This window comes from Verrucomicrobium sp. BvORR034 (assembly GCF_000739635.1).
Classification (GTDB): domain Bacteria; phylum Verrucomicrobiota; class Verrucomicrobiia; order Verrucomicrobiales; family Verrucomicrobiaceae; genus Verrucomicrobium.
In genome coordinates this window covers 1-23,197 of the sequence record NZ_BATQ01000175.1, presented here as the reverse complement: position 1 = coordinate 23,197, position 23,197 = coordinate 1, and the positions used below count along the sequence as shown (strand labels likewise).

At 59.6% G+C, this 23,197-nt stretch carries 15 protein-coding genes; 9 read left to right on the top strand and 6 right to left on the bottom strand.

Features of this window, described 5'->3' with window-relative positions:
- Nucleotides 1–132 precede the first annotated feature (132 nt).
- From proS to tsf, 3 genes are all read left to right on the top strand, one after another.
- Nucleotides 133–1,665: a proline--tRNA ligase gene (gene proS, locus BV034_RS30500; RefSeq protein WP_050030722.1), complete on the top strand. Its 1,533-nt coding sequence runs from the start codon at nt 133–135 to the stop codon at nt 1,663–1,665.
- Nucleotides 1,666–2,226: 561 nt separating this feature from the next.
- Nucleotides 2,227–2,919, top strand: a complete 693-nt coding sequence (rpsB, locus tag BV034_RS30495; protein ID WP_029190155.1) for a 30S ribosomal protein S2 — start codon at nt 2,227–2,229, stop codon at nt 2,917–2,919.
- Between the two features lie 93 nt (nt 2,920–3,012).
- Complete coding sequence (gene tsf / locus BV034_RS30490; RefSeq protein WP_050030721.1) at nt 3,013–3,603, top strand: translation elongation factor Ts; 591 nt, start codon at nt 3,013–3,015, stop codon at nt 3,601–3,603.
- A 114-nt stretch (nt 3,604–3,717) separates the two neighbouring features.
- Here tsf and BV034_RS30485 read toward each other — a convergent pair whose 3' ends face one another.
- A complete protein-coding gene (locus tag BV034_RS30485; RefSeq protein ID WP_050030720.1) occupies nt 3,718–4,593 on the bottom strand; it encodes a DUF6263 family protein in 876 nt (291 codons plus the stop codon).
- A gap of 230 nt (nt 4,594–4,823) precedes the next feature.
- On the opposite strand from BV034_RS30485, the gene BV034_RS30480 reads away from it, so the two are divergent.
- The gene (locus BV034_RS30480; protein WP_009958904.1) at nt 4,824–5,171 is read left to right on the top strand and encodes a P-II family nitrogen regulator; all 348 of its coding nucleotides are present in this window, start codon (nt 4,824–4,826) and stop codon (nt 5,169–5,171) included.
- A gap of 317 nt (nt 5,172–5,488) precedes the next feature.
- Here BV034_RS30480 and BV034_RS30475 read toward each other — a convergent pair whose 3' ends face one another.
- From BV034_RS30475 to BV034_RS30465, 3 genes are all read right to left on the bottom strand, one after another.
- Complete coding sequence (locus tag BV034_RS30475; protein ID WP_050030719.1) at nt 5,489–5,950, bottom strand: bifunctional nuclease family protein; 462 nt, start codon at nt 5,948–5,950, stop codon at nt 5,489–5,491.
- 162 nt (nt 5,951–6,112) lie between these two features.
- Nucleotides 6,113–7,666 carry a 2,3-bisphosphoglycerate-independent phosphoglycerate mutase gene (gene gpmI, locus BV034_RS30470; protein ID WP_050030718.1) on the bottom strand — a complete coding sequence of 518 codons (1,554 nt, stop codon included), beginning with the start codon at nt 7,664–7,666 and terminating at the stop codon, nt 6,113–6,115.
- 120 nt (nt 7,667–7,786) lie between these two features.
- On the bottom strand, nt 7,787–8,032 hold the full coding sequence (locus BV034_RS30465; protein WP_050030717.1) for a hypothetical protein: 246 nt from the start codon (nt 8,030–8,032) through the stop codon (nt 7,787–7,789).
- Between the two features lie 159 nt (nt 8,033–8,191).
- Here BV034_RS30465 and BV034_RS30460 point away from each other — a divergent pair, with 159 nt between their 5' ends.
- Nucleotides 8,192–9,511, top strand: coding sequence for a homoserine dehydrogenase (locus tag BV034_RS30460; protein WP_081888232.1), 1,320 nt, complete (start codon nt 8,192–8,194; stop codon nt 9,509–9,511).
- Between the two features lie 75 nt (nt 9,512–9,586).
- Complete coding sequence (locus BV034_RS30455) at nt 9,587–11,743, top strand: hypothetical protein (protein WP_265593649.1); 2,157 nt, start codon at nt 9,587–9,589, stop codon at nt 11,741–11,743.
- Nucleotides 11,744–11,789: 46 nt separating this feature from the next.
- Here BV034_RS30455 and BV034_RS30450 read toward each other — a convergent pair whose 3' ends face one another.
- Both BV034_RS30450 and ilvD read right to left on the bottom strand, forming a co-directional pair.
- Nucleotides 11,790–12,245, bottom strand: a complete 456-nt coding sequence (locus BV034_RS30450; RefSeq protein WP_265593648.1) for a hypothetical protein — start codon at nt 12,243–12,245, stop codon at nt 11,790–11,792.
- A gap of 132 nt (nt 12,246–12,377) precedes the next feature.
- Nucleotides 12,378–14,120: a dihydroxy-acid dehydratase gene (gene ilvD, locus BV034_RS30445; RefSeq protein WP_050030714.1), complete on the bottom strand. Its 1,743-nt coding sequence runs from the start codon at nt 14,118–14,120 to the stop codon at nt 12,378–12,380.
- 184 nt (nt 14,121–14,304) lie between these two features.
- On the opposite strand from ilvD, the gene BV034_RS30440 reads away from it, so the two are divergent.
- From BV034_RS30440 to BV034_RS30435, 3 genes are all read left to right on the top strand, one after another.
- Entirely contained in the window at nt 14,305–15,135 is an 831-nt protein-coding gene (locus BV034_RS30440; RefSeq protein ID WP_050030713.1) for an alpha/beta fold hydrolase, read from the top strand.
- Nucleotides 15,136–17,910: 2,775 nt separating this feature from the next.
- Nucleotides 17,911–18,102 carry a hypothetical protein gene (locus BV034_RS36580; RefSeq protein ID WP_265593647.1) on the top strand — a complete coding sequence of 64 codons (192 nt, stop codon included), beginning with the start codon at nt 17,911–17,913 and terminating at the stop codon, nt 18,100–18,102.
- A gap of 305 nt (nt 18,103–18,407) precedes the next feature.
- Nucleotides 18,408–23,197, top strand: a 4,790-nt coding sequence (locus tag BV034_RS30435; RefSeq protein WP_265593646.1) for a sugar-binding protein, incomplete at its 3' end; no start/stop codon positions are given.

Below are 23,197 nucleotides of genomic sequence, written 5' to 3'. Positions count from 1 at the left end.
GGCGGCAAGGGAGCATTTGGATCGGTGTCGCCCTGTTTGGGGTGGGACCCCCGGTGCCTCCCCTTCACAGCTTCCTCCCCAGTTGGTGCTTGCAAGTGGGCGCGGGTTCCTGCATTGCTTGGGTTTTCCGACATGAGCACTGCCTCCGCCATTACCCCCACCCGCGCCGACAACTTTCCTGAGTGGTATCAGCAAGTCGTCCGCGCTGCCGATCTCGCTGAAAACTCTGAGGTGCGAGGCTGCATGGTCATCAAACCATGGGGCTACGGGATATGGGAGCTCATCCAGAAACACCTCGATGCCAAGTTCAAGGAAACGGGGCACCAGAATGCCTATTTCCCCCTGCTGATCCCGCTGAGCTACCTGGAAAAGGAAGCCCAGCACGCTGAAGGATTCGCCACCGAATGTGCGGTGGTGACCCATCACCGTCTCGAAGCGGTGAAACAGCCCGACGGCACCGTGAAAATGGAGCCCTCCGGCAAGCTCGAAGAGCCCTTCGTCATTCGTCCGACCTCTGAGACGATCATTGGGGCCGCTTTCGCCCGCTGGGTGGAAAGCTACCGCGACCTGCCCCTGCTCATCAACCAATGGGCCAATGTGATGCGCTGGGAGATGCGCCCCCGTCTTTTCCTCCGCACGGCGGAGTTCCTCTGGCAGGAAGGGCATACCGCCCATGAGACCTCCGAGGAAGCCATGAAAGAGGCCAAGCTGATGCATGGCGTCTATGAAGAGTTCCTGCGCAACTACCTCGCCATTCCCGCCATTCCGGGGGAAAAGACTGAGCGCGAGCGTTTCCCTGGTGCGCTGAACACCTTCACGGTTGAGGCCATGGTGCAGGACCGCAAGGCCATCCAGGCAGGCACATCGCATTTCCTGGGTCAAAACTTTGCCAAGGCGGCCAACATCGCGTTCCTGGGCCGCGACAACCTTCGTCATCACGCGTGGACGACGAGCTGGGGCGTGAGCACCCGGCTGATCGGCACGCTGCTGATGGCCCATGCAGACGATGACGGTGCGGTGTTGCCTCCCCGGATCGCTCCCACGCAAATCGTGATCCTTCCGGTCACTCCCAAGCCCGATACCAAGGATGCGGTGATCGATGCGTGCGAAGCCCTGGCCAAAACCTTACGTGCCCACGCCTTCCATGGCGAACCGCTGCGCGTCCATGTGGACAAGCGGGACATTGCCGGCGGCCAGCGCAATTGGGAGTGGATCAAGAAAGGGGTGCCCCTTCGCGTCGAGATCGGTCCACGTGACATCACCAGCCGCAGTGTGGCGGTGGCGCGCCGCGACCGCGGCCCCAAAGAGAAGGAGTTCATCCCCAAGGAGCAGTTCATTCAAGATGTGGGCGACATCCTCGCCGACATCCAGAAGCAGCTGCTGGCTCGCGCCACCGCGCTTCGTGACGAGCACATGCGCAAGCTCGACACCGAGGCAGAGTTCCGTGCCTTCTTCACGCCCCAGAACGAAGACAAGCCTGAAATCCACGGCGGTTTTGCCCTCATGCATTGGGCTGGCAGCAGTGCGGATGAAGAGCGGCTTCAGAAGGAGCTCAAGGTCACCGTCCGCTGCATTCCCAATGGCGACGAGTTCGCCGAGGAAGGGACCTGCTTCCTGACAGGGAAGCCAAGTTCCCGCCGCGTGGTGTTTGCGAAGAGCTATTGATCAGCGCTGAATCAAGATTTCGGGATTTTTTCCCGGGAGGGGAGGGGCAAAGAGCCGCGAGGTCTTTGCCCCTTGCCATTGGGCCAAAGGCCGTGGAAAGCGGCGAGCGGTGCAGTCAGACCGCCGGCAACTCCTTCGGAGTAAGCACTCTTCGCCTCCACCCAACATAGACTCGCTGAAAGCTCGCCAACGTTGGGCATGTGGCCAGATCCACTCCGAGGAAGAGCTTCTGACAGGTTGATCAATCGAAAGATCGGACTCACGAAGCCTTTGGAAGCTGTACGGAGTCCAGTCCCGCATGCGGGACTGCCTCAGTGAGCCCACCGAAAACTGCTCCCCCACGTTTGACTTTTCACTCTCAACTTTTCACTTTTCCCACCCCGGCAATTCTCCTTGCGCATTCAACAATTGCCTTTATCCTGCCTGCCCCTTTCCGCCGGGCGGGGAGGGTTTCAGTATTAGTTCAACGTTTATCCGCCTGCCGACCGGATCATTCCCCAAAGAATGAGCTGGCCTGTCCTTCCAGGATGGGAAAGTGCGGTCTCAGGCTCCGTCAGCATCATGTCCTATCAACAACTCGCAGAACTCGTCGAGGCCGGAGTACACTTCGGTCACCAAACCCGCCGTTGGAACCCGAAGATGAAGGGGTTCCTTCTGGAGGCCCGCAACGGCATCCACATCATCAACATCGAGAAGACGCTCGAGCAGGCTGAAGTTGCTGCAAACTTCCTTGCTGACCTGACCCGCAAGGGCAAGCGCATCCTTTTCGTGGGTTGCAAGCGCCAGGCTCAGGAAGCTGTGCAGGAAGCGGCTACCGCCGTCGGCCAGTTCTATGTGAATCACCGCTGGCTCGGTGGTACGCTCACCAACCAGGCGACCATCCGCAAGAGCGTGGCCCGCTGGCAGTACCTTGAAGATCTCCCGAAGCTCCCCGAGTTCAAGGCGATGTCCAAGAAGGAAATCGCGGCCCTCAACCGTGAGAAGGCCAAGCTTGAGCGCAACCTCAAGGGCATTCGTTACATGGACGGCCTTCCGGACGCCATGGTGATCGTGGACAGCGCCCGTGAGCACATCGCGGTGCATGAGGCCACCCGCCTTCGCATCCCGATCGTGGCCCTCGTGGACAGCAACGCTGACCCGAACGCAGTGGACTACCCGATCGCCGCCAACGACGACGCCATCCGCTCCATCCGCATCATCCTGCAGAAGCTGATCGACCCGATCCTCATGGCCCAGGCCGAGGTGAAGAAGTAAGTCGGTTTCGTTGCTTGCTGCTTCGTTTCCCGGCGCGCAGCCTTTGCTGCGCGCCCTTTAGTTTCCCTCTAATCTTTCATTCTGTTATCACCCATGGCTGAAATCACCGCTGAACTCGTCAACAACCTCCGCAAGAAGACCAATGCGGGCATGATGGACTGCAAAAAGGCCCTCACCGAAGCCCAAGGCAACATCGAGGAGGCCGAAACGATCCTGCGCAAGAAGGGCATCGCCAAGGCGGCGGGCAAGGCGGATCGTGAAGCCAAGGAAGGCATTATCTCCAGCTACATTCACATGGCTGGTCGCGTGGGCGTGCTGATCGAAGTCAATTGCGAAACCGACTTCGTGGCCAAGAACGAGAACTTCCAGACCTTTGTGAAGGACCTCACCCTCCACATCGCTGCTGCCAACCCGAGCTATCTCCAGCGCGAAGACGTGCCGGAAACCCTGCTTGAGAAAGAGCGCGAAATCGCGGCTGACCAGGTCAAGGGCAAGCCCGCCAACGTGGTGGACAAGATCGTTGAAGGCAAAATCAACAAGTACTTTGCTGACAACTGCCTGCTTGAGCAGCCCTTCATCAAGGACGACAAGATCGTCATTCGCGACCTTGTGAAGAGCAAGATCGCTGAGCTCGGCGAGAACATCGTCGTGCGTCGCTTTACCCGCTACGCGGTGGGCGGTTGATTGATCGGTTTCTCTGAGATCCCTTTCCGGCCTTTGTGGTCGAAATCAAAAAGCGGATGATGCTTTGCATCATCCGCTTTTTTTGATCTTGCGAAGAGTAAGGCGAGTTCCGCCTTATTTGAGGTCTTCGATGCCAGTCAGGGCGGTGGTCACCTTCTGGGTCATGGGAGCTTCTTTGCCGCCCACATTCAGTTTCAGAGTGGTGTTGGTCACGTTGTTGACGACCACCTTGCGGTCCAGGTCGAAGAGCACTTCGGCGTCGAACTTGGAACCTTCGCCGAGCTTCACCATCTGGTTGTCGCCTTCGGTGGAAAACTCGCCTGTGATGAGCAGCTTTGCGGTATTGGCTCCTTTGACCGTGGCCAGGGAGTCAAACTTACCGGTGGCTTTGATGACGAGTTTGCCAATGGGGGGCAGGTCCATCTTTTCTTCCACCTTCCAGGTGTCGCCCACGGCCACAGGGTCTTTGGGCAGCCCCATCTCGCTGGATTTGCGGAAGGCTTCGGCAAGTTGTTTGCCATCCATCGCCTGGGTCTTGCCCAGCGGTGTCGGAGCCAGGTTTTCGATGCCCTTTACGGAGACGAACTTGTCATCCTTGTCGTAAACGATGGTGAAGGACTTGCCGACCATCGCTCCAAAGGCCTGTTGCAGGAAGGGCTGGGACTTGGCGGGATCTGCGGAGTCATAGGTCATCACCTGGCCCATCATGGTCATGGAACCTTTGATGGCGGCAAACTTGACTTCAGCGGACTTATTATCGGAACCAGGATCTTTGGTGACGCCGACGGTAAGGCTCTGGATGATGTTCGTCTTTTGTTCGCCTGCGGCTCCCAAGCCGGGCATGACCATGGACATGTCTGTGACATTTTCCTGTTTATACAGCTTTCCGGGCTCCCAGTGCTGCCGGAGCGTAATTTTGTCTGCCCCGTTGGCGCTGAGGGTGAAAGCTGCGAGGAGGGCGGGGAAGAGAACTACAAATGGTGTTTGCATGAGGTGGGTTTTGATTGGATAGACTGATAGAAACATGCCGAGTGAGGCTTGCCAAGCTTCGCGACGGGGGTTTGCAAAAATTCATTGTGCCGAAAGTGGTCTTAACCATCTTTTTCAAAATTCGTCGTGAGTTGGCACGGTGCCCGCTAATGTGTTGATCAGGAATCAGGCAATCCAGCCGGACAACCGCAACAACCTCTCACCCCATCCCCTCCACCAAACCAAACTCTATGAAAAAAGTCGAAGCCATTATCAAGCCCTTCAAGCTGGAAGACGTCAAAGAAGCCCTCGCCGAAGTTGGTGTTCAGGGGATGACGGTCGTCGAGGTCAAGGGCTTTGGTCGCCAGAAAGGACATACTGAAATCTACCGCGGGAGTGAATATACGGTGGACTTCCTTCCCAAAGTGAAACTTGAAGTAGTGGTTGAGTCTGATCGCTGTGACACGGTGGTGGAGGCGATCGTGAAAGCCGCCAATACGGGCAAGATTGGTGACGGCAAAGTTTTCGTCAGTGAAGTTGCGGAGGCCATCCGGATCCGCACAGGGGAGCGCGGCCGTGATGCGGTGTCTGGCAGCTAGTGCCCCATGACAAGGATTTCCGACTAACCATCGGAGTGAGGAAGCGTGCGAAAAAGGCAGGTCGGACCGGGTGGTCCGGCCTGTCTTTTTTTTCGCCGCGAAGCGGCAGACACCAGACTGGAAGACACCAGACCTGAGCTGACGCTCTGACGGGAAACCTTGAAGAATAGGCGGGTCATGGGACGCTTGTGGCGGACCGGGACAAGGACGTTCCCTCGCACCTTTTACTGACCAGCTTCGCTGGGCACCTCCTCCCATGCGTCAGCTCAAGTCTGATGTCTGGTGTCTTCCAGTCTTCTGTCTCCACCCCGAAGGGGTCACTCGTCTTCCTTGCGGCGGCCGCGTTTTTGCACCTGATCGAGGGTCTCGCTGACGTCATCCACGGACTGCCAGACTTCATTGGCCACGAGGATGGGGGCGTTCTGCGCGACGGCGAGGGCAATGCTGTCGCTGGGGCGGGCGTCCAGCTCCACCACCTTGCGTTGCTGTACTTCGTTCTGGGCGCTGATGATGAGGCGGGCGTAGAAGACGCCGTTGTCCAGAGCGTTGATGATCATGCGCTCCACCTTCGCTCCAAAGGCCCGGAGCAGGTGACTCATGAGGTCATGGGTGAGGGGGCGGTCTTTGACAATGCCACGCATCGACATGGTGATGGCGGTGCCGACGGGCTCGTCCACGAAGATGACAAACGTCTTCTCCGCGTTGCCCAGGAACACCGCATGGCCGTTGTCCATGGGAAGCACATTGCGCAACTCCACCGCCACCACATCATTGTTCATATAAAAAGGATACGCTTTCGGCTGGGGGAGGCAAGCAAGACTGGTGGAACCGGGACATAACGCCCTATCAGGGTGGACCGGGCCGCAAAAAAGCTGCTCCCCCGCAGAGACGAGGAAGCAGCTTTTCAACCAGATCGGGGACGATTATCAGGACAGGCCGGATCAGGCCTTGGGCTCAAGGAGCGACTTGCCGGTCATCTCGAGCGGCTGTGCGACGCCCAGCATGTGCAGCAGGGTGGGGGCAATGTCCGCCAGCTTGCCATTGCGCACATTGTGTTCCGCGGCATCGGCGGCCACGTAGATGCCGTGAACCAGATTCGTCGTGTGAGCCGTGTGGGGTGTGCCGTCGGCATTGCGCATTTGCTCGCAGTTGCCGTGGTCTGCCGTGATGAAGAGCTTGCCGCCCAGGGAGAGCACCTTTTCCACCACCAGACGCACGCCCAGATCGATCGTCTCCACCGCATGCACGCCGGCCTCTACGATGCCGGTGTGGCCCACCATGTCCGGGTTGGCGAAGTTGATGATGACGAGGTCGTAGTTCCCAATGCGACGCACCAGCTCGAAGGCGAGGTCCGGAGCGCTCATCTGGGGCTTTTGATCATAGGTCGCCACTTCCTTGGGGCTGATGGCGAGGTAGCGCTCTTCGCCTTCAAACGGGGTTTCCACCCCGCCGTTGAAGAAGAAGGTGACGTGGGGGTACTTCTCGGTCTCCGCAGCGCGCAACTGCTTGAGGCCGGCGGCAGACACCACCTCGCCGAGAATGTTCTTCATGCTCTCCGGCCCAAAGATGACCTGGCAGCCGAGGTCGTAGTAGGTCTGGTCATACTCCGTGAGGGTGTAGTAGGCCACCTTGGGGGTGACTTCGCGGTCGAATCCGTTGAAATCAGACAGCAGGAATGCCTCGCTCAACTGGCGGGCGCGGTCGGCGCGGAAGTTGAACCACAGCACCACATCGCCGTCGTGGATGCGCTGCTGATTGGCGTCAGCAAAGATCATGGGCAGCAGGAACTCATCGCCACGGGGTTCTGCGGCGTAGGCGGCGGCCACTGCGGCGCTCGGGGCGTCGGTGTGAACTTCGCCCCGGCCGAGCACAATGGCGTCCCAGGCGAGCTTGTTGCGCTCCCAGCGCTTGTCGCGGTCCATTGCGTAGTAGCGGCCGATGACGGTGGCGATCTTGGCTCCGCTGGGGACGAGGTCCTTTTCCAGCTTGGCCACATAGGCGGCACCGCCCTTGGGGGAGGTGTCGCGACCGTCCGTGATGGCATGGACGAAGATGTCATCCACTCCGGCGGCCTTGGCGGCGTCGCACAGGGCGGCCAGGTGGTTCTGATGGGAGTGCACCCCACCATCGCTCACCAGACCGAGGAAATGCAGACGCTTTCCTTTGGCCTTGGCAAAGGCGTCCACCAGCACGGGCTGCTGGGCGAGTTCACCTTCCCGAATGCACTTGTTGATGCGGGTCAGGTCCTGATAGACCACGCGGCCGGCACCGAGATTGAGGTGGCCCACTTCACTGTTGCCCATCTGGCCTTCCGGGAGGCCCACGTCTTCACCGCTGCCACTGACCGTGCTCCAGGGGTACTTGGCATAGAGCTCGTCGTGAAAGGGGGTGTGAGCCAGCAGGGTGGCGTCGCCGTTATCGGCCGCCGCCGCTTTGCCGCCGGGATTGATCCCCCAGCCGTCGCGAATGATGAGTACAACAGGTTTCCTGGACATGGTGATAGATTGGGAGCTGCTTCCATGCCCGCAAAGGGGGCGGGAATCAAGCAAAGGAAATGGCCCTTGCCCGTCGAAGCCCAATCAGGTGCTGGCTCTCGCACGAATGCGGAGCGTGTCTCAGGCGCTTTTCCTGGGGGCAGTCAGAGCCCGCTGGAAGGTCACCAGGACGGCAGCCACCCCAATGACGAGCACAATGGCCCGCGAGTTGTGCGGCAACGCGGAGGAGGGCAGCACGGCACTGGCGGTGCCACTGGCTCCTACGGCCGCTGCGCTGGTCACCACAGGTACCCCGCCCGCATCGTCAGCGTGGACGACGGAACCGCTCAAGAAGAGCATGGCTACCAGGGTACTGAAAATGCGCATGGAGGTATCCCAACAGACCGCAAAGGCGGTGACAAGGTTGAATTTTTTTCAAATCGATAGTTTGTTTCTCAGATTTATAGAAATCTTTCAAGCTGAAGACTGGGTTGCGTGAGGGAGGTATCCCATGCATGATGCGCGCCTCATTTTCCCGCTAAAATCATGTCCAGCAACGTGCCCAGCCCCCGTCTCGTTCGTATCGGTCTCGCAGGTTTGGGAAATGTGGGGATGGGAGTTTTCAAAAATCTCCGGCAGAACGGGGGTCTGCTGAAAGAGCGCACTGGTTGTGTACTGCGAGTGGAAAGAATCGCGGTACGCGATGTCACCAAGCCGCGCGGTGCTGAAATCCCGGCCGACATGATCACGGGCGACTGGCGGGAGCTCGTCGCGGATCCGAATCTGGATGTGATGGTGGAGCTGGTGGGTGGCACGACAGAGGCCTTTGATCTGGTGTGCGCCTCGCTGCGGGCGAAGAAGCCGGTGGTGACGGGCAATAAGGCGCTCCTCGCTGAGCGTGGGCAGGAACTCTTTGCCCTGGCGGAGCAGTGCCACGTACCGATTTACTTTGAGGCAGCCGTGGCGGGTGGCATCCCTATCATCCAGACGGTGCAGGAAGGCTTCGTGGGCAACCACATCAAGAGCATCCACGGGATCATCAACGGCACCTGCAACTACATCCTCTCCCGCATGAAAGAGGCGGGGATCAGCTACGAGCAGGCGCTGGACGAGGCCCAGGCGCACGGTTTTGCCGAGGCGGATCCCACGCTGGACGTGAGCGGCTGGGACGCGGCGCACAAGGCGATCATTCTAGCCTCCCTGAGCTACGGCTTCTGGATCAAGCCCCAGGACGTGCATGTGGAGGGGATCGAGCGCGTTACGCCCACGGACATGGCCTTTGCCGAAAAGCTGGGCTACACGATCAAGCTGCTGAGCGTGATTCGCGCCGATGCCAAGGGGCGTGTGGAGGTGAGCACCCGTCCGAGCCTGTTGCCCAGCAGCCACATCCTGGCCAGCGTGAGCGGCGCATACAATGCGGTGCTCGTGAATGGCGACATCGTGGGGGAGACCCTCTTCTACGGCAAAGGGGCCGGACAGGACCCCACTTCCTCCAGTGTGATTTCCGATTTGGCCGAGGCGGCTGCCACCCTGGTGTATGGCCAGCGCCACAGCGGGTTCGTGCCTCACGGTCTCTATGGAAAGAGCAAGCCGGCGGCCGAGACCATCTCGCACTACTACGTGCGGCTGAAGGTGGACGACAAGCCGGGCGTTCTGGCCCAGGTGGCCGCCCTGCTGGGTGACCGCGGGATCGGCATCTCCAGCGTCATGCAGCCAGAGGAGCTGGGCTCGGAGTTCACCTCCCTGATCCTGATGCTCGATGACGCGACACTGGCGACCGTGAAGGAAGCGATCGGCAGCATCGCGGCGCTGGAGTGTGTGCGGGAAACGCCGGTATGGATGCGGGTGGAGACGATGGAGGGGTGAGCAGCCCTGAGGGGCCGGCCAGATAACGAGGTTTTTGCATCGACTGACGCAATCTCGTCATGCCACCTTGGCGGCGTGGTAAAAATAGTGTTTCTGTTTCTCTGGAGCTTTTGCCTCCTGCAAACCTCACTTGCGGCAGGGGCACCGGAGAAGTTTCGCTTCACCCTGAATGGCGAACCTATCGAGCCACCAATTTGGCATGTGGAGGGCGGCGACGGGCCAGAGCCAGGCGACAAAGTGATGGTGAACCGTCTCGCGCTGACCCTGGATGAACCGGGGAGCTACGACTTTGAGGGGCAGCAGCAGGACCATCTGCTCTATCGCATGATGCCAGGAGGTAGGAAAGTGCTGGTGGCTTGTCGAGTCGATGCTCGGGCTGACACAGGGCTGGAGCATCGCCTTGTGAACATGAGCGAGGCAGACCTGCGGCGGCTCAGGGGCGTGACTCTGGAGAAATGGTCTCCTGCTCTGGAAGCCCTGCTTCACAAACTGGATCTGGCTCGGGTGATGGTGGTCCTGGAGAAGGGGGCGATGCCGGATGGTGGAAACCGGCTCCCGACGCTGCCTGCCACTCTGCGTCACCTGGAGCTGGCCTCCTCCTCCAGCGGAGGGTTTGAAGACATGAGCCAGTTGCGACATCTCCGAGAGCTGAGGTTCCTTGCGTTGCGGTCCATCAGTCCGGAACGCTTTGACTTTGCCACTGTGGAAGGGTTGCCGCTGGAGTACCTCAGCCTCCCCAGATGCCGTGAGGCGCAGCAGGTGCAGGCACTGGGCAGTCTCACCTCCCTGAAAACCCTCATCGCTGACTCCTGTGACTATCTTGGGAGGGCAGACTGGCTCAGCGGGTTGGTGGAGCTCCGCCAGCTCCGAGTGGGGCACATCCGCACGTTCGATAAGAGGCTGCTTGTGCCGTTGAATCTCAAGTCGCTGGAAACTCTCCCGAAGCTGAGAACCCTCGATGCCGCCGTCTCTCCGGTGGGGAACCTGCCGCAAATCACCCTGCCTGCCCTGAAATCAGCCAACCTGCTGCTGGCAATAGTGACTGAAGGCAAGGTGGACCGGTTCGCGGAAATGAATCCTCAATGTGAGGTGCGCCGCAGCATGAATGCGGTGCTGGCACCAGTCTTGAAGTCCGCAGACCGTCTGAAGGTCCGCACGGGTGGAGCCCCTCTTTATGAGAGGGAAGTGGCGGTGACGTTTCATGACACGCGGGATCCCCGTATCATCGCAGAGCTGGCCACGCATCTGGAAGTGTCGGACAGCCAGGATGGATTTTTCTGCATGTGTCGCGGTGAACCGACGTTCGAGTTCTATGATGGGGATGTGCTTGTGGCAGCCATTAGCCATCATCACGGAAAATCCATCCGGTGGCGTGGGGGAGAGTGGCCGTCAGACGGGGTGCTGACAGATCGGGCCGCCGCGTATCTCCAAGACTGGCTGGCCCGACATGGGCACGCCCGGGCCAAGGAGGAGATGGACATGCTGGAGCGACAGGCCAGCACAGAGGAACGCAGACGGGAGAGCTACCGCAGGTGCCTGCCGTGGACCGTGACGGATGCCACCCTTGCTGGAGAGGAGCCGGAGGCGTTTCTCAAGATGTTGAAGAGGGAGCTTCCGTCCGCAGAGGATCAGGCGACGTTATTCCTGAAACTCCTCGGTGGTGACCACAACAACTGGTCAATGGTGCCGCGGTTTGAGCAGCTGATCCTGACAGAATGGATCGTGGCCCTGCCGCAGGAGGCGGTGGTCGCGGCGATCCGAAAGGCGCGGCCTTCTACAGCCGAATGGGAAGGGGCGGCGCGCTGGATCTTTGGGCTCGGGAACTTCAAACCGTGGCTTGGCGAATGGCCGCTGCTGGAGCCCCTTGCCAGATTTTCATTGTCCCATCCGCGTCAGGCCAATAGGTGGCGTACGATGGCCACCCTGCGCGATATGGGAGATGCGCCGTCGCTGGATCTGCTGCGGTTCATGTTGGAGGGAGGCTACTTTCTTCGATCCCTCCCCTACGATGGTGTGGATGAGCCCAAAGGCGAGCTGAGCGTGAGACCCCATGGCATTGACCTTCCTGAGGGTGCTCCGGATGCACTTGCTGCCGCGTTGTGCCTGGCGGCGCTGAATGACCAGCCCAGCAAGGCGGACGTGGAAAAACTGCTGGCCCAACAGCCCCCGGACATTCAGAAGGCCTTCACGCAGAGCTTGCGAAAGTATCGTGAGCGGAGCCGCAAACGATGACGGAGCTGCGGCAGAGTTTCTCCGATGGTTGTTCCAATTAGGCTGGTCAGGACGGCTTCTTCACCGGGTACTCCTTCTTCAACTCACTGCCGCGCTCGTTGCGGAGTTTCTTCATCTGCGCCATCTGTTCCGGGGTGAGGATCTGGGTGAGGCGGGTGTCGGTGTCTTCCTTGATGCTTTTAAGCTCCTGCTTGGATTGCTCCAGGGCGGCGGCTTTCTGTTCACTGCTCTTGTTGCCGCTCAGGTTCTTGAGCGCAGACTGCAGCAAGGCGTTGCTGCGCACCAGGGCGTCCTCGAAAACAGGCCGTACCTGGGTTTTCTGCACGTCGCTGAGCTTCAGCTTGTCCATCATGACCTCCAGCTCCTGGCGGGCTTTGGTTGCGAGGGTGTTGGTCGAGGGGAGGGCGGGAGTCTTGCCGGGGTCCGCCGCAGGAGCGGGGATCGAGGAAAGTATCACAGCGGCGACGGTGCCGGCCATCAGACGGGAAAGGGCAGATCTCACGGTGGGGAAAGGGATTTTGGGGTTAGGATCAGATACGGCTGGCAGGCCTAACATGTGCTGAAATCTCGCCGGATGCAAAAAGCGGCTCCTGGGGGCACCAGGAACCGCTTGTAAGGGGTGGAAGAGGCTGGATTACACCACGTCCTTGTCCGTGACCGCGCCTTCGCTGGCGCTGGTGACGGTGGCGGCGTACTTGGCCAGCACGCCCCGGGTGTAGCGGGGCTTGGGCTGCTTCCAGGCCTTGAGGCGGGCCTGCAGTTCCTTGGCGGGAATGCCGAGGGTGATGGCGCGCTTCTCGGCGTCGATGGTGATGGGGTCGCCGTTCTTGATGACGGCAATCGGACCGCCCACGAAGGCCTCGGGCGTGACGTGACCCACCACGAAGCCGTGGCTGCCGCCGCTGAACCGTCCGTCGGTGATGAGGGCGACGTCCTTGCCAAGGCCCTTGCCCATGATGGCGCTGGTAGGGCTGAGCATCTCGCGCATGCCGGGGCCGCCTTTGGGCCCTTCCATGCGGATGACGATGACATGGCCTTTTTTCACCTTGTCGTTGAGGATGGCGTCGAGCGCCTTCTCCTCGGATTCGAACACGATGGCTTTGCCGTTGAAGACGAGGCCTTCCTTGCCGCTGATCTTACCGACGGCGCCCTCGGGGCAGAGGTTCCCTTTGAAGATGACCAGGTGGCTGTCCTTTTTGATCGGGTTGCTCAGCGGGTGGATGATGTTCTGGCTCTTGGGGTAGCTCAGTTTGATCTTGCTGAGGTTCTCCTTCATCGTGCGGCCGGTGACGGTGAGGCAGTCGCCGTGCATGAGGCCTTCTTCCACGAGGATCTTCATGAGCGGCACGGTGCCGCCGATCTTGACGAGGTCGTTCATGAAGTACTTGCCGCTGGGCTTGAGGTCGGCCAGGACCGGCGTCTTTTTGCCAATGCGGACGAAGTCCTCGATGGTGAGCTTCACGCCGGCGGAGTGGGCCATGGCGATGAGGTGCAGCACGGCATTCGTGGAGCCGCCCAGGGTGATGATGAGGGTGATGGCGTTTTCAAACGACTCCTTGGTGATGATGTCGCGCGGGGTGATGCCCAGCTTGATCATGTTCAGCACGGCGGCGCCGGCGTCGAAACAGTCGCGCAGCTTGTCGTCGGACACGGCGGATTGTGCGCCGCTGTTGGGCAGGCTCAGGCCCATGGCCTCGATGGCGCTGGCCATGGTGTTCGCCGTGTACATCCCGCCGCAGGAGCCTTCACCAGGGATGGCGTGCTCTTCGATGTCCTGCAACTCCTTGTCGCCGATGAGGCAGTTGGCGTGCTTGCCCACGGCTTCGAACACGGTGACGATGTCGCTTTCCCTTTTCTCTGGGCCCACACAGCCGGGGAGGATGGTGCCGCCGTAAACGAAGACGCTGGGGCGGTTGAGCCGGGCCATGGCGATCACGCAGCCGGGCATGTTCTTGTCGCAGCCGCCGATGGCGACGAAGCCGTCCATGCCTTCGCAGCCTACGACGGTCTCGATGGAGTCGGCGATGACCTCGCGGCTCACGAGGGAGTATTTCATCCCCTCCGTGCCCATGGAGATGCCGTCGGAGATGGTGATGGTGTTGAAAATGATGCTCTTGCCCCCGGCGGCGTCAGCGCCCTTCGCGGCCTCCTTGGCCAGGCGGTCGATGTGCATGTTGCACGGGGTGACCATGCTCCAGGTGGAGGCGATGCCGATGACCGACTTCTTAAAGTCGTCCCGCTTGAAGCCCACGGCGTGCAGCATGGCGCGGCTGGCGGCGCGTTCCACGCCGTCCACGACGATGGCGGAGTGCTTGCGATGCAGTTCGGAGGGGGCGGCGGACTTCGCTTTCGATTTCGCGGACGATTTGGGAGGCATGGCGGTTCGGTCGGATTGCGGAATACGGGGAAATCAGTGTGGAAACCCCCAGCATGCCCAGCTTGGCGGGGGATTCAAGCGCGGTTGCTTTGTGTTTGCGTTGTCCGGGGCTGGCCCGCGGTTGACGATTTTACGGTTCTGGAGAGACTTTCCAGTCGCCCAAGTCGCGGTAGACTGGCCGGGTATGTGGAAAAAGACCGGTAAAACCCTCCTCGTCTCCGCCGCCCGAATCCTCGCTGTCATGGTGTTGTTCCTCGCCTGCTGCCAGCACAAGATGATCTACATGCCCCGTGCCTATGATGCGGCCACGGTGCAGCATGTGGATGCCCGACCTCTGGTTTATGAGACCGGGCAGGGGAAACAGACGGCATGGATCCATCCCAAGGCCGCCACCGGCAGTCAGGGCATCGTCTGGCTCGTCTTCGGCGGAAACGGCACCGTGGCCCTGGACTGGGTCGGCTTCTTTGACTCGCCCACGCTGAAGCAAGACACCTATGTGCTGGTGGACTATCCCGGATATGGCAGCAGCGAAGGCAGCCCCACCCCCGGTCGGATTAAGGAGTCCGTGAAGAAGCTGGTGCCGGCCCTCGCTGCGGAGCTCAAGACCACCGAAGCCGAGTTACATCCCCGCCTGCGGGTCTTTGGTCACTCCCTGGGCTGCTCCGCCGCCCTCATGGCGATGGAGGAGCATCACATCAAGAAAGGCGTGATCCTGGCCCCCTACACCAGCATGAAAGACATGGCCCGCCACGTCCTCGGCTGGCCTTTGTGCGAGATCCTGCATCACCGCTTCGACAACGTGGCCACCTTGAAGCGCCTGCAAAAAGAAGGCGGCTACCAAGTGGTCGCCAGACACGGCACCGAAGATGAGGTCATCCCCGTGGCCATGGGGCGGAAGCTGGGTGAGTTATTTCCTGATGTTGTGAAGTATGAGGATATTACAGGGGCGCGGCACAATGATGTGTTGAACACGGATACGGACAAGGTGCATGCGGCGCTGGAGGGGGTGAGGTGAGGGAGGAATGGTGTTCAAAATGTAAGTTGACGTTTTGGCTGTGTTAACGTTAATTGTTTGGCATCGGCAGTGATTGACTGCTGACGCGAAACACCCCCCCCACTCGCCTCATGAGAAGTTACAATGCGCCAGTTGGAAGAGAAAGTTATTCGATGAACGTGATGTGCAGAATTGCGTCTCGACTCTCAGTCTTTGTTTTGATGTTCTTCGCAGTGCTGAGCGTTGCTCACGCTAGTGCTTCGCCTCTGCCCGCAAAACGAGTGGTGTCGGGATATGGCCATACAGTGGTCATGCGAGCGGACGGAACCGTGTGGACGTGGGGAAAAAATGACCGAGGTCAGTTGGGCATCAATAGTCGGACAGACAGTGCCGTGCCTGTGCAGGTACCCGGATTGAGTGGTGTGGTATCTGTGGCGGCAGGATCCGCCAGTACGCTGGCGGTCAAGTCTGATGGGACGGTTTGGGCGTGGGGGGCTGGACAGGCTTTATTCACTGGCGCTGGCACCAATGATGACAATCTTGTTCCGGTTCAGGTTGCCAGCATCACTGGAGTTACCAGGGTGACGGCAGGAACTTCAACGGCATCCAGTGGAGACTACTTCTTCGCGATTGTCCTCAAAGCAGATGGAACCGTATGGAGTTGGGGGAGAAACGATTTTGGACAACTAGGAAATGGAAGTTGGACTTCGTCCATGGTTTTCCCACCTGTGCAAGTAGGGGGTGCCTTGGACATGGTGGCCGTTGAGGCGGGATACAGCAATGCTGCCGCGATCAAGAGTGATGGAACTCTTTGGGAATGGGGACAATCGACACGTGGTAGTTACAGCAAGAATCTAAGCGCTACCCAAATTGGCGAGCTGAGTGGCATCGTTAAGGTTTCCCTGGGTTGGACACATGCCATGGCGCTCGACGAAACCGGCCAAACCTATGTATGGGGGAACGGCTTTCAATACCAACTGGGATTGGGGACCACCCTAGTTTCCAGCGTGCCTGTCGCGCTCTCAATTGGTGCCGGACCGGTTGTAGACATCTTTGCCGGAATAGAGCATTCTCTTGCGGCCACAGGGGATGGGAAGCTGTACAGCTGGGGCACGGGAACTCACGGCCAACTGGGTGATGGGAAGCGTGGCAACAACTCATCCACACCGTCCCTGGTGCCCAGCTCCTTTCTCGCGATCGAGGTCTCTGGAGAATATCAGAACTCAGTGGTCTTGGACACAGGCGGCACAGTATGGACTTGGGGGGAGAACACTGAAAACCGACTTGGGCTAACTGACGTTGACTTATCTCAACTGGGCGCGAAGCCGGTGTTGAACACATCTCCTGTTGCGCAGGTGGCGGCGGGCGGGCGACATTCATTTGCAGTCCAGCCAGATGGTAAGTTGCTTGCATGGGGGGAGAATCGAGATGCTCAGTTCAACCTCGGCGGAAAGTATGCCGTGGCTGCACCAACGGTCCTGAACAGCAGTCTGGGTGCCTGGGGTGTTGCGACAACAACCAGCTATTCCTTGGTATCTGCTGGAACAAATTCAACCGTGTGGGCTTGGGGTGACAACCCTTCTGGATTGAGTGGGCGTACCACCAATCGAGCGCTCAATCCCGAGCAGGTGGTTTATGCTGCACCGCTCCCGACACCTCTCGGAGGTGCCATCGATTTGAAGCTCGGAGACAATCACTCACTTGTCCTCACCTCCGCTGGAGCCGTTTGGACTTGGGGTAAGAGTTCGGAAGGGCAATTGGGAAGGACGATTTCTTCGCCCGCAGTTGCAACTAGGCCGACCGCAATACCTGGATTGGCTGGTGTCGCAAAGGTTGCTGCCACTGCCAATTCTTCCGCAGCGCTGAAGGCCGATGGCTCCGTGTGGATGTGGGGAGACAATAGTCTGGGACAACTGGGAAATGGAACCTATACAAACGCGACCAGTCCTCTTCAGGTTGATCCTACGGAAATTCATGATGTCGTCGGAATCGCGGCAGGAAAGCTCCATGTCCTTGCTCTGAGGAATGATGGTACCGTTTGGGCTTGGGGTGGGAACAACTATCAGCAAGCTGGTGGTAGTGTGGCCGTCAGCGTTGCGACGCCCGTCAAAGTTGAAGGCCTGCCACCCATTGTGGCCATCGGTACAGGGGACTATCATTCGTTCGCCATTGATCAGCAGAAAAGGGTGTGGAGTTGGGGGCGCAATCATGCTGCCCAACTGGGGCGAGCGGCTGTAGATCCAGGTGTGCCCGGCTTGGTTGAGCAGTTGATGGGCGCGACATCCGTCGTAGGTGGCGCAGACCATAGCATGGCAGTTAGAGAAGATGGAAGTCTCGTATCATGGGGCGCAAATCCTGGTGATCCGGAATTCACATCGACGCAGCTCGGATTAGGGGTGCATAATGGAAGGTTGAGAACCGCTCCGACCAGGGTGTTGGGATTCAACGCCCTGAGTGACTGGCCCCTCGCAACCCTGGGCGGAGGGAGCACTTCTTTTGTTGTCCCACTGGGGCAAAGCTTGAACATTCCTGTGCAAAATCTGGCTTCTGGGCAGGATGTGTATTCGTGCGAGATCCATCACTACGGGACCCTGTTGAAGCAGGTCGCGCAGCCGACAGTTGCGTTGGGGTTTGAGCCACCCACCTGGGGGAGATTCAGTGTTAGTACAGTGATGCTGAATAGCCAGGGGGCCATCTCAGCAAGAACTGCGCCCGTCATAGTGGATGTCCCGTACGACAGCGATTCAGATTCTTTGCCAGACTGGTGGGAACTGAAATACTTTGGATCGCTTAGCCATGGATTTCAAGAAGACCCTGACAAGGATGGATCTGTCAATGGCCAAGAATATGCCGACAAAACCCATCCCCTGGAAAAACTACCCATCTCGGTCATTGATGGAGAATCTCCGGCAATTTCTTGGATTGGAAATTCAGCCGGATCCAATGCGGGTGCCGCCGGTGCGCTTCCTGCAACCCCATCGTTTCTGAATGCAGGCACTCCGGTGGACGAGTCGTTCTTTGACGAAGTTTATCCAGGCGGTGACTATTCGGGGGAGATGATCAATCTTGAGGCATCCTCTGGGTCATTGAGGTACAACTTTAGATGGTACGATTTCATTGATCCTGAAATGCCCTCTCAAGTTTACGAGGACTGGGATCTGTTCAGGTCCAACGCTGAGCCAATCTGGAATTCTTGGGAACCCTTGTCGCTTAGCTTCGGAGTGCCCGCGTCGCTCTTAGATTGGGAGCCGACGGCAGTATCTTCTCGAGCTCACATCGAAACGGTGGATGTCATGGATACGAGTTCACCTCCGGTCAAATTTGCGGAGAAAACGACGTTCGAAGACACACGCCACGATGGTATGATCGTGGAGGTGGCGTTGGCGGAACCTGCCACCCGTTGGTGGCGCTATTACTACAACAAATACAAAACAATCAAGCTGGACGGCCTGGTGCAGTCGCGAGAACTGCTGGAGAAGGTTTGTTTTGTTGTGCCCCAGGGTGAGAGGTACAGCAGCGAGCAGGTGGAAATGTACCCCATTGCCCCCCATCTCCTGTCCAGAGGAGAAAGTGAAGAAATCAGCCTTGAGCAGGTGGATCTTAGTGGCGACCCCATGCCAGGGCACAGGATCTCAGCGTCAGATGCCGCTGGTCCGTCTTACCGCAAGATCGCTCTGCACGGGCTCCCTCTGTCAGACAGCAAGCCGCAGAGCAAGGACGAGAGCGGAGAGTTATCCGAGGAGACATACGTGGATGCGTTCACGCGGCAAATCAACCATGTCGTCAGTGATGTCTACTCTTCGGTGGACAGCAGTCTGCTTCCGATCGTGGTCAGGCGCAGCGCGAGGGAGCAAGCCTGGAGTCTGAGGCAGGGTCTCCGGCCGAAGGAGCTTCCGGATGCCCCATTTGGCCCAGGGTGGTCGTCCAATCTCTGTGCGAACATCCGATTTGAAGACAGTTTTCGCAAGGCAATTGTCACAGACGAACAGGGGGCCAGTGTCATCTTCTATCGATCAATTCCAGTCCTGCCTGAAGATCCCAATCAACCCCACGTGTGGATTCACTCCCGCGAAGAGAAGCAAAATGCAAGGACTGCATTTGACTCACTGGAAACGATCCGGGATGCAGGCAATGCAGTGGTTGGATTCAAGTACACGAAGAAATACGGGGCAGTATGCACCTATCAGATTACTCCCATCTATCAGTTGCACACCAGTGATCGCGTGGATGGCAGTTTCAAATATGTCGAGCTTCGCTATGCCCGGCTCACTCACGTGGGTGATCGGTGGAGCAATCAACTGGTCTACACCTACCCTTCGGATACCACGCTCATTCCGAACAAAATCCACGACCCTGCCAGGGCGAACCAACTCGTCACAATCACCCAAGCCGATGGTGTTGTAACTGCCGTTCGCGGGCCCTCCGGAGAGACGGTGTCGTACTCATACTCCCTTCAAGGAACCGGGGACGATCAGGTAAGAAGCTTGACGACGGTGCAGCGAGGAGGGAGTCAGGTGAATTATCAGTACGAAACCGTCACGGAGGCGGCTCCTGCTGCGGATCTGGATCCCAATGGCCCTCTGGAACCTGACCATCGGCATTTCAATCTCACCCGAATTGAAGATGAGCGGGGGGCGGACTATGATTTCACCTACGAGTTCAACCACGGGAACAAATACTACGAAACCTCGGGTCCTGCATTTCGGCTGCGATGTCAGTTGGGCCTGCCGCGGTTGGTGAAAAAAGTCACTCTGCCCGACGCATCGGTCGTGAACTTTGGTGGCACTCGCTCGATTCAGGCTCAGTCAGACGCCACGATCAGTTCGGGCAGCGTGCAAACAGTGGTGAGCGGGCCTGGTGGAACCTATACTTACACGTTCACCCAGCCGGATGTCTTTGTGCCGCTCCGCAACGATCCTGGCAAAGAAGATGATCCCTTCAGCAAGCAGTTGACCGTGTTCTTCAGCCGCATGGAGATCGACACCCCTGAGGGGGATGAGATCTACAACTTCGACTTCGATCACGGTATGGCGCTCACTTCGGCCACCGATCTGAGCGGGAACACCACCACTTTCCATTATGGCACGGTGGGCGCCAACGGCCTTGGGTGGGATGATCCCATCCAGCAGGTCAATGCCTTGGGCAAGAGCCGGTACTTCACCTATGACAACGACACCCGCGTCATGAAGTCCATGACCGATGAGCGGGGGACGCTGACCAGCTACACCATTCAATCCGGCACCGGACTGCGCACCAAGGAAACCATCAGCAAGGGTGGCACGACCTTGCGAGTCACCGACTTCGACTACGGTGCCGGCGGCTTTGCCGGGTTCCTGGCCAAGACCACGGTGCAGAGCACCACGGCCACCGGGGGCGACCTGGTCACCGAGTACACCCCCGATGCCAATGGCCGGGTCCAGAAGGAGGCCGTTACGGCCGGAGGTGGCATCGAGCTGGTCACCAGCTACACCTACACGGGCAACGGCAGCAAGAAGACCGTCACCAATCCGCGGGGGCACACCACCACCTTCACCTACGACGCCCAGAGCCTGCGGCTCGCCGGTGTGGAAAACCCCGACAGCACCACGCGCACCCTGGGCTATGACGCCCATGGCAACCTCACCAGCGAAGTCAATGAACGCGGGGTCACGACCACGCATGAGTATGACTCCTTGAACCGACGCAAGAAGACCACCGTGGACATGGACGACGGGGCCGACCTGGTGAGCGAAACCACCTACACGGCGCTGAACCTGCCGCACACGGAGACCAACCCACGCGGCACGGTCACCACCCACACCTATGACGGCATTGGCCGGCGCCTCACCACCACGGTGGGCAGCGGCGGGGACGCCCAGACCACGACCTTCACCTACGGGGCCAACAGCGGGGGCAGCGTCTTTGATGTGAGCGGGTTCAAGCCCACCACCATCACCGATCCGCGTGGCAAGGTGACCACCATCACCTATGACGATCTCTACCGGCCCACGGTCAAACAGGCGCCGGAGGGCAACACCGTCACCACCACCTATGACGACGTGGGCAACCCCGAGGAGGTCAAGGATGCGCTCAATCGCATCACCAAGACCACCTTTGACGGCCTGAACCGCCCCACCAAGGTGGAGTACCCCGATGCCACCACCCGGCATTCCTCCTACACGCCCTCCGGCCTGGTCTGGAAGGTGGTGGACGAGCTGGGCCGTGAAACCCTCACCCAGTACGACCGGGCCGGTCGCGCTTTGGAGGTGACGCTGCCTGAGGTTAACGGAGTCAGTCCGGTGACCAAGACCGCCTATGACGCCAATGGCAATGTCATCGCCGCGCAGGATCCCCTGGGGAACATCGTCACCACGGTCTATGACAATCGCAACCGTCCCACCAAGGTGACCTCTCCGTATGTCTGGGATGCCCTGGAGGGCCAGTGGTCCCGGCCGGAGGTGAACACCACCTATGACGCCGGGGGCAATGTGCTCACGGTCACTGACCCGCTGGGCAAGGTCACCACCAAGACCTACAACAACGCCGGCTGGGGGCTCACTGTGACCAATGCCCTGGGGCAGGTGACCAGTTCCACCTATGACCGCAACGGCAACGTCAAGACGGTGACCGATGCGCTCAACCGGGTGGTGACCAACACTTATGACATCCACAACCGCCTCATCGAGACGGAGGACGCCGAGGAACAGATCACCACGTTTGGTTACGACAAGAACGGCAACCGGACCTCAGTGACCGATCCGCGGGGCAAGGTGACCACGTTCACCTATGACGACCTCAATCGGCTCCTCAAAGAAACGTTCCAGGAGGGCGTGTGGACCGAGCGTCATTACGATGCCGTACGTGAAACCTCCCGGGAGGACAGTGCCGGGCGTGAGTTCACCTTTGGGTATGATCTGCGGGACCGGCTCACCACCACGACCTGGACAGTGGGCGGCAGCCCGGTGGTGCGCACCCGGGTCTATGATACTGCGGGCCGTCTCACCGATGTGACCGAGACGGGACGTCCCGAGGCCACGGTGGGCTACACGTATGATGCCCTTGACCGGGTGGCCACGGAAACCTCCCAGGGCCTCACGCACACCTACACCTATGACCTGGGCGGACGCCGGACCGGGAGTGCGCTGGGCACGGGCAAGACCATTGCCACCACCTACGACAGCCAGGGCAAACCGCTCACAGTGACTGAGGGCGGGCGCACCACCGTCTATCACTATGACCTGGCCAGCCGGGCCGTGGCCCAGACTCAGCCCAACGGGTTGTGGCAGTACAACGCCTACGACAACTTGGGAAGGCTGGAATCCCGTCAGACCTACACCAGCGCCGATGCCCTGCAGGCCCAGTTCCTGTGGACCTATGATGCGGTGGGCAATGTCACGGTGCAGTCAGAGCGCTGGCCCGGAGAGGGCACCCGGGGCGCAGGTTGGCGCAGCACCGTCATGGTGTATGACGCCACCAACCGGCTCACGGGTGAGGCCATGGCTCAGCCCGGCTCTCCGGTGATCACCACGGGTTATGCCTACGACACCGGCAGCAATCGCAGCGTGAAGCTGGTGAGCACGGACGGCACCCTTACCACCAAGACGCTTTACACCTACAACGACTTCAACCAGCTCACGGACTGGTCGGAGGAGGACGGACTGGGCGCGGTGACTCGCACGGCGGACTTGACCTATGACCTGGCGGGCAATCGCGCAACCCAGACGCTCACGGTCACCGGGCAGTCCGCCCAGACCACCACCTATCACTGGGATGCGGAGAACCGCCTGGAAGGCGTGACCCTGCCCAATGCCGACGAACATGAGTATGGCTACGATTACCGGACCCGGCGCATCAGCCGGGTGGAGAACGGAATCGGCACCGCGATCGTGTACAGCGGTGGTCTGAGCGTGGCCGAGTACGAGTCCCCGGGCATCACCCCCACCGTGGAATACCTGCGTGGCCCGGACATGGGCGGCGGGGTGGGTGGGATGATGTACAGCCTGCGCAACGGCGGGACCGAGGCGAAGTATGCGATGAGCAACGGTCGAGGAGACGTCGTGGCCCAGAGCAACGACGCCGGAGCCCTGACCTGGACGGCCAGCTA

Bases quoted from the DNA above. Each gene is read 5' to 3' on its own strand.
- proS (WP_050030722.1), top strand. From the start codon at position 133: ATGAGCACTGCCTCCGCCATTACCCCCACCCGCGCCGACAACTTTCCT.
- rpsB (WP_029190155.1), top strand. From the start codon at position 2,227: ATGTCCTATCAACAACTCGCAGAACTCGTCGAGGCCGGAGTACACTTC.
- tsf (WP_050030721.1), top strand. From the start codon at position 3,013: ATGGCTGAAATCACCGCTGAACTCGTCAACAACCTCCGCAAGAAGACC.
- BV034_RS30485 (WP_050030720.1), bottom strand. From the start codon at position 4,593: ATGCAAACACCATTTGTAGTTCTCTTCCCCGCCCTCCTCGCAGCTTTC.
- BV034_RS30480 (WP_009958904.1), top strand. From the start codon at position 4,824: ATGAAAAAAGTCGAAGCCATTATCAAGCCCTTCAAGCTGGAAGACGTC.
- BV034_RS30475 (WP_050030719.1), bottom strand. From the start codon at position 5,950: ATGAACAATGATGTGGTGGCGGTGGAGTTGCGCAATGTGCTTCCCATG.
- gpmI (WP_050030718.1), bottom strand. From the start codon at position 7,666: ATGTCCAGGAAACCTGTTGTACTCATCATTCGCGACGGCTGGGGGATC.
- BV034_RS30465 (WP_050030717.1), bottom strand. From the start codon at position 8,032: ATGCGCATTTTCAGTACCCTGGTAGCCATGCTCTTCTTGAGCGGTTCC.
- BV034_RS30460 (WP_081888232.1), top strand. From the start codon at position 8,192: ATGTCCAGCAACGTGCCCAGCCCCCGTCTCGTTCGTATCGGTCTCGCA.
- ilvD (WP_050030714.1), bottom strand. From the start codon at position 14,120: ATGCCTCCCAAATCGTCCGCGAAATCGAAAGCGAAGTCCGCCGCCCCC.
- BV034_RS30440 (WP_050030713.1), top strand. From the start codon at position 14,305: ATGTGGAAAAAGACCGGTAAAACCCTCCTCGTCTCCGCCGCCCGAATC.
- BV034_RS36580 (WP_265593647.1), top strand. From the start codon at position 17,911: ATGGATTTCAAGAAGACCCTGACAAGGATGGATCTGTCAATGGCCAAG.